Origin of the sequence: Methylibium sp. (genome assembly GCF_013817365.1) — a bacterium.
Taxonomy (GTDB): Bacteria; Pseudomonadota; Gammaproteobacteria; order Burkholderiales; family Burkholderiaceae_C; genus Methylibium.
On sequence record NZ_JACDCU010000107.1, the window covers coordinates 1 to 9,903 of the forward strand.

11 protein-coding genes are annotated in these 9,903 nt (G+C 70.0%); 4 read left to right on the forward strand and 7 right to left on the reverse strand.

Annotated features, from left to right (window positions below; translation table 11 throughout):
• Positions 1-1,428 (forward strand): ATP-binding protein (locus tag H0W38_RS08710; protein ID WP_292452941.1); only part of this gene is annotated, 1,428 nt, incomplete at its 5' end.
• Between the two features lie 13 nt (positions 1,429-1,441).
• On the opposite strand, the gene H0W38_RS08715 is transcribed toward H0W38_RS08710, so the two are convergent.
• Positions 1,442-1,759, reverse strand: a complete 318-nt coding sequence (locus tag H0W38_RS08715; protein WP_292452942.1) for a hypothetical protein — start codon at positions 1,757-1,759, stop codon at positions 1,442-1,444.
• A 129-nt stretch (positions 1,760-1,888) separates the two neighbouring features.
• Complete coding sequence (locus tag H0W38_RS08720) at positions 1,889-2,347, reverse strand: PRC-barrel domain-containing protein (RefSeq protein ID WP_292452943.1); 459 nt, start codon at positions 2,345-2,347, stop codon at positions 1,889-1,891.
• A 278-nt stretch (positions 2,348-2,625) separates the two neighbouring features.
• Here H0W38_RS08720 and H0W38_RS08725 point away from each other — a divergent pair, with 278 nt between their 5' ends.
• Positions 2,626-5,610: an ATP-binding protein gene (locus H0W38_RS08725; protein WP_292452945.1), complete on the forward strand. Its 2,985-nt coding sequence runs from the start codon at positions 2,626-2,628 to the stop codon at positions 5,608-5,610.
• A 13-nt stretch (positions 5,611-5,623) separates the two neighbouring features.
• Here H0W38_RS08725 and H0W38_RS08730 read toward each other — a convergent pair whose 3' ends face one another.
• Positions 5,624-6,103, reverse strand: coding sequence for a hypothetical protein (locus H0W38_RS08730; RefSeq protein ID WP_292452947.1), 480 nt, complete (start codon positions 6,101-6,103; stop codon positions 5,624-5,626).
• Between the two features lie 82 nt (positions 6,104-6,185).
• A complete protein-coding gene (locus H0W38_RS08735) occupies positions 6,186-7,151 on the reverse strand; it encodes a CAP domain-containing protein (protein WP_292452949.1) in 966 nt (321 codons plus the stop codon).
• Positions 7,152-7,287: 136 nt separating this feature from the next.
• Here H0W38_RS08735 and H0W38_RS08740 point away from each other — a divergent pair, with 136 nt between their 5' ends.
• Complete coding sequence (locus H0W38_RS08740) at positions 7,288-7,686, forward strand: hypothetical protein (RefSeq protein WP_292452950.1); 399 nt, start codon at positions 7,288-7,290, stop codon at positions 7,684-7,686.
• A gap of 148 nt (positions 7,687-7,834) precedes the next feature.
• Here the strand turns inward: H0W38_RS08740 and H0W38_RS08745 are convergent, their stop codons facing one another.
• From H0W38_RS08745 to H0W38_RS08755, 3 genes are all read right to left on the reverse strand, one after another.
• Positions 7,835-8,725 carry a lipocalin family protein gene (locus tag H0W38_RS08745; protein ID WP_292452952.1) on the reverse strand — a complete coding sequence of 297 codons (891 nt, stop codon included), beginning with the start codon at positions 8,723-8,725 and terminating at the stop codon, positions 7,835-7,837.
• Positions 8,722-9,225 carry a phage holin family protein gene (locus H0W38_RS08750; protein WP_292452953.1) on the reverse strand — a complete coding sequence of 168 codons (504 nt, stop codon included), beginning with the start codon at positions 9,223-9,225 and terminating at the stop codon, positions 8,722-8,724. The genes H0W38_RS08745 and H0W38_RS08750 overlap by 4 nt, the downstream gene beginning before the upstream one ends.
• 81 nt (positions 9,226-9,306) lie before the next feature.
• Complete coding sequence (locus H0W38_RS08755; protein WP_292452955.1) at positions 9,307-9,591, reverse strand: hypothetical protein; 285 nt, start codon at positions 9,589-9,591, stop codon at positions 9,307-9,309.
• On the opposite strand from H0W38_RS08755, the gene H0W38_RS08760 reads away from it, so the two are divergent.
• Positions 9,584-9,901: a hypothetical protein gene (locus tag H0W38_RS08760; RefSeq protein ID WP_292452956.1), complete on the forward strand. Its 318-nt coding sequence runs from the start codon at positions 9,584-9,586 to the stop codon at positions 9,899-9,901. The two genes, H0W38_RS08755 and H0W38_RS08760, sit on opposite strands and share 8 nt — an antisense overlap.
• Positions 9,902-9,903 lie beyond the last annotated feature (2 nt).

The following is a 9,903-nucleotide window of genomic DNA, read 5'->3' on the forward strand; positions in this document are numbered from 1 at the left end:
GTGGCCGAACTCGAGCGCGCCTTCGCAAGCGCGGCGCGCGCCGCCGTCGACAAGGAACAAACGCGCCAGCGCCTGCTCGCCATCACCGGCAACGCCACCGTCGCCCTGTTCGTGATGGACACGCGCCAGCACTGCACGTTTATGAACCCGGCCGCCGAGCAGATGAGCGGCTACACGCTCGCCGAGTTGGCCGGTCGCCCACTGCACGAAGTCCTCCATCACAGCCATGCCGATGGCCGCCCTTACCCGATCGAAGAGTGCCCGATCGACCGCGCCATGCCGTTGAACGACCGGCAGCAGGGCGAGGACTGCTTCATCCACAAGACCGGGCGCTTCTACCCGGTGGCCTACACCGCCAGCCCCATCCACCAGGATGACGAGAACGGCGTGGCCGTGGGCACGATCGTCGAGGTGCGCGACATCACCGCCCAGAAGGAAGCCGAGGCGGCCCGGCGCGAACTGCTGGAACGCGAGCAGCACGCGCGTACCGACGCCGAGGAGGCCAATCACGCCAAGGACGAGTTCCTCGCCATGCTGGGCCACGAGCTGCGCAACCCGCTGAGCGCAATCGGCAACGCCTCGCACCTGCTCGACCGGCAACCCGCCGGCGGGCACGCCGAACGGGCACGCGGCGTGATCAGGCGCCAGGTCGACCACCTCGCGCGCCTGGTCGACGACCTGCTCGACGCCGGCCGCGTGGCCACCGGCAAGATCATCGTGGCGCGCTCGCCGCTCGATCTGGCCGAGCTCGTGCGGCGCACCGTCGCCGTGGTCGGCGCCGACGGTCGGGCCGAGCACCACCGGCTGAGCACCGAGCTCGAGCCGGTGTGGGTGGATGGCGACGAGACACGGCTCGAGCAGGTGGTGAGCAACCTGCTCACCAACGCCCTGCGCTACACGCCGGCCGGCGGCAGCGTGCGGATCACGCTCTCCGCCGAGAACGCCGAAGCGGTGCTGACGGTCGCCGACTCCGGCATCGGCATCGCAGCGGCCATGCTGGAGCGCGTGTTCGATCTGTTCGTGCAGGGCGAGCGCGGCATCGAGCGGCGCCAGGGCGGCCTGGGCATCGGCCTGCCCCTCGTGCGCCGGCTGGTCGATCTGCACGGCGGCAGTTGCCAGGTGCTGCAGCGCGCCGACGGTCTCAACGGCGTGGCCGCAGCGTGCGCGCTACGCCCCGACGCGGCGCTGGTGGACATCGGCCTGCCCGGGCTGGACGGGCACGGCGTGGCCCGGCAAATTCGCGCCAGCGACGCCGGTGACGACATGTTGTTGATCGCCCTGACGGGTTACGGCCAGGACGAAGACATGCGCAAGGCGCTGGAGGCCGGCTTCAACGCGCACCTCGCGAAGCCGGCCGATGCCGACCGGCTGCTGCGCCTCATTGCGGCCGGCCGTGGCCCTTCAACGAGCGAGGCTCGGTCCGAATGAAGCCGCTTCGGCCTCAGCGCAGCGTGCTATCACCGGAGCCGCTGTCGCGAAGCGCTGTGGCACTGCTGCTGTCCCGCAGGCTGGCCGGGCTGCCATCGGCGGGGCCAGGCGCCATGTCTTCGCGATCGCCGGGCCGCTCGCGCGGCTGGACCTGCGACGCGGTGTGGTGGGTGTCGACCGGCACGCCACCGCCCTCGCCTTCCCAGGTCTGCAGGTATTCGGGTTTGGCAGCAGGGCGCGACGAGAGCCCCTGCGAGCGGCGGTAGCCGGCATAGCAGCCGGCGGCCAGGGCGCCCAATGCCATCGTGATGGCGAGTTTGCGATTGCGCATGGAGTCTTTCAAAAGTTCGAGCGGCTCCAGCATGGCACGCTCGGGCGCTCACGTCGGTGGCACGACGCACCACGGGCGGGTGCTCGGCGCACATCCAGTGCCCCACTGTCCACCTCCGGGTGCTTTCCTTCAATCCCAGTACGGCATCGACCCGTAGTGGCGGTGCAAGTCGCGGTGCCACTGCGCATCGGGCGTGTTGGGCCAGTGTTGCTTGTCGAAGGCCGGGGCGGTATCGAAGGTCGAACGCTCGGCGTCGAGGACCAGCCAGCCGCGTTCGACGTTCAGTTCGAGCGCGCTCCACGGCAGCGCAAACAGGCGCTCGCCCAGGCCCATGAAGCCGCCGTAGGTCATGACCACGTAAGCGATGCAGCCACGGTCCACGTCGAGCAGCAATTCGCTCACGGTGCCGAGCAGTTCGCCGCGGCGGTTGACGACGCGGTCGCCGCACAGCGTGCCCGAACTCATCAGGCGCTGCCCTGGACCGTTCGGCCGCTGGGGCACCCCCGCCGTGCCGCGGGCGCGGCCGCTTTGCAAGCTCGGTGTCGTGGCCATCGCCAGCAGCGGTCCAGCGATGCCGAAGCGGCTCACGGCCACGCTCGGCGGGATGGCGCAGCGCGGCACAGCCCCCCTCGGTCGGGTCTTTTGTTGAGCGGCGACGGGTTCATGGAAGGCTCCAGGATGACAAGGCACGCGCTTCAGCGCGCCGATCGGCATTCATTCGGCAAGCGGCATGCCCGTGCGTCAACGCACCCACGCCGCCGGTTTTTGCCACGGCCGGCGTGCAACAGCGAACCGAAGCGCCGCTTCGCTCGTTCGCCATGCTTCCCATCGCGAGCGTCAGGTGCTCTTCTTGCCTCTTGCCTCTCATGACTTTCTTTCGGCTCGACCGATTCAAATTCCGCTGGCCCACCGCATCGCTCGGCACCTGGCTCGTGGCGGTGCTCCTGCTCGCCACACTGCCGATCGCCGGCCTGATGGCCTGGCAGCTCGCGAAGACGGCACGCACAGCGCAGGAGCGCGTTCACGACGAACTGAAGCTCGCGGTGCGGTCGGTGGCAGACGCGGTCGAGCGCGAACTCGCCGCATCGGTCGATGCGCTGGAGAGCCTCGGCCATTCCGAAGCCCTGCAACGCGGCGACGTGGCGCAGTTCCAGCGCACGGTGGCCACGCATCCGCATCAGCGGCCCGGCTGGATCAGCATCTACCTCATCGACCGCGGGGGCGCACTCCTGTTCGACACCCGCGAGCCGGCCCTGTGCCCCGACGAACGCCAGATCGACCCACTCGGCCTGGAGCGCATGCTGCAGGCCCGCGAAGCGCAGATATCCAATGTGGTGACGGGGCGCTTCCCGGGCGTCAACGCAACGGCCATCGAAGTGCCGGTGCTGGTGAACGGTGCGCCCCGCTACGTGCTCGGCGCGTGGATCGATGCGGCGGTCTGGCAGCAACTCATCGAAACCGGCAGCGGCACGGTCGGCAGCTTCACCGACCTGTTCGACCGCAATAACCGGCTGATCGCGCGCACGCTCTCGCCGAGCACCAGCGTCGGCCAACCACTGCCGGCCGGCACAGTGGCCACCATGCGCGGCAAGCTTTCGGGGGTCAAGCGCGTGGACATGCTGGGCGGCGGCGAGGCCTATGCCGCCTGGCACCAGGTGCAGCTTGCGCGCTGGGGGGTGAGCGTGGCGGTGCGTGCCGAGCCGCTCGACCGCGCGCACCGCGAAGCGCTGCACACGGCCATCGCCACCGCCCTGGTCTGCCTGGTGCTGGGCATCGGCCTGGCCTTGCTTCTTGCGCGGCGCATGACACGGCCGCTGCACCGGCTCGCCAGCCATGGCGCGGCAACGCCTTTCGAGCCGATTGCGGTGCGCGAGATCGCGCAACTGCGCGATTCGCTGCTGTTCGCCAATGCGCAGGACGCGCTGGCCCGCGACCGGCTGCGCTCCAAGGCAGACGAGTTCGAGACCTTGTTCGAGAGCAGCCCCATCGGCCTGGCCTTTGCGCAGGACCCGCAATGCCGCGTGGTGCTTCACAACGCCGCAATGAGCCGGCTGTTCGGTGACTCGACCGCGCCGCAGGCCGCCGGAGTGCAGGTGCTGCGGCAGGGCCGCCTGCTCGGCCACGCCGAGCAGCCGCTGCAGGTGGCGGCCGCCGAAGGAAGCACGATCAGCGACTGCGAACTCGAGATCCGCATCGAAGGGGCCGAGCCCCGATTCGTGATCGCGCACGCCTTGCCGCTGCTCAATGCCCAGGGCCGCCCGCGCGGCGCCATCGGCGCGGTGGTCGACATCACCGAACGCACGCTCGCGGAGGCGCGCCTCATGGAAGCCGACCGGCGCCTGCGCGAAAGCCAGCGCCTGGTCGATCTGGCCCAGGAAGCCGGCCATGTCGGCTTCTTCCACTACGAGTTCGAGCGCGACGCCCTGGCCTGGACGCCCGGGCAGGCGATGCTGTTCGGCCTGGACAAGACACCGCCCTTCGAAAGCAGCCTGGGCGAATGGGTGCAGCGCATCGACGCGCAGGACCGCGGCCCGGTGCAGGACGCGCTGCGTGCCATGCTCGCCGCGAAGCAGGAAAACGAGACGGTGGAGTTCCGCGTGGCGCTGCCCGCAGGCCACACGCGCTGGCTGTCGAGCCGCCTGCTGATGAGTTACGACGGGCAGGGCCGGCCCGTACAGATGGTCGGCGTGAGCGTGGACATGACCGACCAGAAAGAGGCCGAGCGCGAACGGGCGCTGCTCATCGAGAGCGAACGCGCCGCGCGCCTGCAGGCCGAGCAGGCCAGCCGCGCGAAGGACGAGTTCCTCGCCATGCTGGGCCACGAACTGCGCAACCCCATGAGCGCCATCGGCTCGGCGGTCGAATTGCTCAACCGCGTGGACGCGGGCAGCGAGGTGGGCGTGAGCGCGCGCCACATCATCGAGCGCCAGACCCGCCACCTGGCCCGCCTGCTCGACGATCTGCTCGACGTGGGCCGCGTCATCTCCGGCAAGATCCTCCTGTCCAAACATGCCATGGACCTGTGTACGCTGGTGCAACGGCAGGTCGCCACGCTGCAGATGAGCGGCGTGTTCGAACAGCACGATCTGCAGCTCGACCTGCAGGAAGCGTGGACGCTGGCCGATGCCACGCGCATCGAGCAGGTGATCAGCAACCTGATCACCAACGCAGCCAAGTACACGCCCGCCGGCGGGCGCATCGAGGTCGGCGTGCGGGCCGAGGGCGATGTGGCGCTGCTCGAAGTGCGCGACACCGGCGTGGGCATTCCGGCGGAGTTGCTGCCGCGCATCTTCGATCTGTTCGTGCAGGGCGAGCGTTCGCTCGACCGCCGCGCCGGCGGGCTCGGCGTGGGCCTGACGCTGGTGCGCCGGCTGGTCGAACTCCACGAAGGCCGCATCGAAGCGGAAAGCTCGTCCGCCGGCAGCGTGTTCCGCGTTCGCCTGCCGGGCATCGCTGCGCCCGTGCGCGCCGCCCCGAGTGCTGCGCTGCCGCCTTCACGGCGCCGCCGCATCGTGGTGGTGGAAGACAACGAGGACGCACTCGAAGCGCTGCGCGGTCTGCTCGAGCTCGACGGCCACACCGTCTCCAGTGCGCGCGACGGCGAGCAAGGCCTGGCGGTGGTGCTCGAGGACCGTCCCGACGTCGCCATCGTGGACATCGGCCTGCCCCGGCTGACGGGCTTCGAGGTCGCCCTGCGCAGCCGCCGCGGCGGCTACGCCGGCCAGATGATCGCCGTGTCGGGCTACGGCCAGGGCAGCGATGTGGAGCAGGCGCTGAAGGCCGGCTTCGACGCGCATCTGGTGAAGCCGGTAGATGCGGAGGCCTTGCGCAGGTTGCTGGTTCAGGGCTGAGGTGCGGCGAGGGCTAGGGTGAGGGCCGGCCGGAACCTTCGTCCTCGGCATCGTCATCCTCGTCTTGCGCACCCGTGGCAAGGAGATCCATATCGTCGCCCTCGCCTCGCCCCGAACCACTGCCGTCGGAGAGCAGATCTTCGTGTGCGCCTCCAGCGCCCGTCAGCCCCCCCGGAGCGCTGACGATGCTGTCGGGCGCAATGTCGGCCGCCTCGCGCCGGCCCGCGTCGCCCGCCGCACTGCGCCGCTCGCCGGTGCCGGTGTGATCGCTGTCGGCGCCGGGCGAGAACGCATCGGCCACAGTGTCCGAATGCTGGCGGTCCGGTTCGGCCGCCACATCGGCAGGCAAGCCCGGATCGCCTTCGTCCAGATCGCCGAGGCCGGCGACATCGCTGCCGCTGTCGGAGGTGTCGCTGGGGCCGAGGTCGGCCGCATCACGGCCGCGTGGAATCGAAGGTGCCCGGTCGATGCCTAGCAAGCTGCTGGTGGCCATGTGAACTGCTCCTTGTGAGTGATGCCGGCGGCGGCCTTGCTCGCGCCGACGAACCCCGTTGCGGCAAGCGATATGCCGACGCCTACCTCGCTCCGAACGCCTGCGTCCAGTAGATCGTGGCGGCGCTGGCCGGCTCGACGGCATACGCGGCACCCATCTCGGTGAAACGGCCGCTCATGATGTTGCTGCAGTGGCCCGGGCTGGCCAGCCAACTGGCCATCGCCTGCGCCGACGAACCCTGCCCGGCCGCGATGTTCTCGCCGACGGCACGCCAGCCGTAGCCCTCGCGCCGGGCCCGGTCGCCGACCTGCGTGCCGCCCTGGCCTTCGTGCGCGAAATAGTTGCGGCTCGCCATGTCGCGGCTGTGTGCCAAGGAGGCCGCCGCGAGCGCCGCGTTCCATTGCACGGGCGGCGCCGCCTCGAAGCGCTGGTCTCCACAAGCCCGGGGCTCGGCGCGCGCCTCGTTGACGAGTTCGAGAACGCGCTGCCCGGCCGCTCGCCAGTCACCCAGATCGGGCGACAACACCGGCTGGGCGAGCACGACGCGCCAGCGCCGGCCCTCGCGCGCAACACCGATCTCCGAATACTGCGAGCTCGACAAGACGCTGCAGTAACGCTGCTCGAGCAGCCTCATGGCCGCCTGCGCATCGTCCGGCCCAGCCAGCGTGATCAGCACCGACCGGGACGCGGCGTACCCGGCCTCCTTCAACGCGTCCTGCAACTCGGCCCCGGCGCTCGCCGGCACGCTGGCGAGCACGGGCGCGGGCGCCAGCGGTCCGGCCATGGCGGTGCGCTGGCCTTCACAGTCCTGCGGCGAACCGCGGTGGGCGTTGATGAGACCGACCAGCGCGCCGGCATCCTGCGCCTGAGCCACCGGGGCGAACACGCCGGCGCCGACGCACAAGGCGGTGACCGCCAGCGCTTCAGCCCGCTTCCACATAGGCCGCCATGAAGCTGCGCCGGCGCGCATGGACGCCTCGAACGATGAGCGCGAAGCGCTGCGTTTGGCAACGGAGGAGCCGCGGCGCGCGGCGTTCGGTGAGGGCATGGTTTCGCGAAGGTTTCGCCGGCGGCAATGCGCACAGTCCAGCACGCCGCGCGCCCGGCGCCGGGAATGCACCTTGCCGTTGAGGCCTCAGTGCGGCCTCGACGGCTCGCACGCTCACCCTTCAAAGGAGATCGCGGTGAACCAGTCCAAGAACACCCCTTCGCAAAACCCGCAAAGCGGCCAGCAAGACCAGTCTGGGCAAGGTTCCGGGCGGGAAGGCGGCCAGACCGGCCAAGCCGGTCAAACGCGGCAGGCCGGCGCCCGGATCGGCCAGAGCGGTCAGCAAAAGCAGGGCATGCAAACCGGCGGCGGGCAGCAGGACAACACCGGTTCTGGCGGTCAGGGTCCGCAAGACCTGCAGCAAGGCGAGCCCGCGGGAGGAGGCGACCAAGCGGGTAGTCAGCAGCAACAGGGCGGGCAATCCGGCCTGCAGAAAGGCGGCGCCGGCAGTTCGCCGGTCCAGGAGGAGGACGGCTCCAACCGCGTCGGCCTGCGTCGCCCGGCGGGCGGCTCGCCGAACACACCGCGGCAGTAAGCGCGCGCGGCGGGCGAGGCGTGCCTCGCTCACCTGTTCTCCTCAGCCAAAGGCTCCGTTAGAGCGTCGCCGGTCTCTTGGGCGGCTTCCGGACCAGTCCTCCATGCCTTGCTGCCGGAGTTCGGACTTGAACTCTTCGATCGGTTCTTCAGCCTTGCTGCGGCGTGAGCATCAGCCGGTCGGAGTCGTAACCCTTGAGCCGTGCGTGGTCGACCAGGCGCTGGTAGCGATCGCCCGCAAGAAACGGCGTGCGCGAAAGCAACCACAGGTGCTTGCGATCGGGCGTGCCGACCAACGCGCTTTCGTAGTCGGCATCCACATACAGGATCCAGTAGTCAGCCCACACGAAAGGCAGAAACCGCATCCATTCCGGCGCGAAGCTGACCTCCAGCTTGGCCGGATCGTCGGGGTCGGTCATGCGAGCCTCGCCCTGCACCACCGCCGCGCTGCCGTCTTCGCGCAGGCACTGGTTGAGGACCGCAATGCCGTCGTTGTTCAGCAGGTAGGTGGCCGACACGTCGCTGTCGCACTTGGCCTCGCTGCGCAAGGGCATGCGAGCGATCTCGAACCAGCGGCCGGTGTAGCGCGGCAGGTCGAGGTTGATGGCGGTGGAAGGATCGGGCGCGGAGGCGGTGGCCTTCAGGCCGGCCAGAAGCGGCAGGCCGATGCTGACCAACGACAACATTTGCGGACTGATCCGCTGGCGCAAGGACCCCGGCAACAAGGGCCAGGCCATCGTCATCAGGCGCGTGAGCATGATCGGCCGGCGCCGAGTGGTGCTTGCCAGCGCCGCGGCACCCAGGCCGGCTCGAGCCAGTCCTGGCCGACCGCCCCGCTTGGAGCCGCGAAGCAACAGGTACAGCCCGACCACGGCGCCCACGCCGATGGCGACGCTGCGCCCGGCATGGTCCTTGACGCGCTGCACCGCCCCCTGCGTGCGATCACGCACGCGGCGGTCGCGATTGATCACGGCGAGTTCGGCGGCATCGATCTGATCGTCGAGGTCGAGCACGCCGGCATCGGCGGAGGCAGCGTTCATGGCATCGGCCTCGGTTCGGGTTGAGGAGTCACAGGCGCGGGGATCGGGCCAGGCTGCACGAAGGCCGGGGCGTCTGAACCGGGCGGGGCCGGTGCGGGCGCTGGCGCTGGCGCTGGCGGCGGCACGGTGAGGCGGCGCATGGTTGCCGGCAGCTTGAGAAACTTCACGAGCGCGAGCGCCCGCTTGACGAGCATGAAGGCGCCGCCGAGATTGAGCGCAAGCACGATGGCCCATGCCCAGCCCCAGGGCAGGCCGATGTGGATTGCGGCGGCTGCCAGCCCGATCCACAGCGCCAGCCAGGCGGTCACGCCGAGCACCGCCGCGGCAACGCCCAGCGCGATCATCTGGCCGAGCGCGACGCTCGCCCGTTTCAACTCGAGCGAGAGCAGGTGAACCCGGTCGCTGACCAGCCCCGGCAGATCCTTGATGAGCGCGCGCAGCATCTGCAGCACGCTTTCGCCCTCGCCGCTGCGCGCGGCCCCCGGCGGCGCCGCGCTCATGGCCGGGCCCGAGGGGCCGCCCGAGGCGCGCTTCCCGCGGCCGCGGGAAGCGCCAAGCGAAATGAGCGGGCGCGCATCGGTTCAGCGCGACAGGCGGCTGAGCAACATGCCGACCGCAACTGCGGCAGCCAGCGAAGCCAGCGGATGCTCGCGCACCGTGGTGCGGGCACTCTCGACCCACTCTTCCTGCATGGCGGAGAGCTGGTCGGCGCGGTCGTGCATCTGGCCGCTGGCGCCGTCGATGCCGCTGCTGAAGCGATCGACCAGGGGAGCGGCCTTGGCAGCGAGCGTATCGACCGCCTCGTGCGCGCTTTGAACCACGCGCTCCATGCGGTCGTTGCGGCCCATGTTGTCGGAATTGCCCATCGAGCTGCTGCTGCCGCCGCTGCCGCTGCTGCCCACACCGCTCGTCGATCCGCCGCCCAGAGAGGCAGCCGTGCTCGTGGCGCCGGTGCTGCTGGGGCTGCTGCTCAGGCTGTTCGAGCCGCCGACGCTGCTGCTGCCGGCGCTGCTGCTACCTGGCGTCGAGCCGGTCGAAGAGGTAGACGAACTCGGCGAATTGGACGAAGTGGGGAAAGGCGTTTGGGTGGTGGCCATTGGGAATCTCCTGATATGTTGGGTATTTGCGGGCGAGACCGGCCGTGCCGGCCCGCCCTGGATGCGAAGTCAACAGTAAGT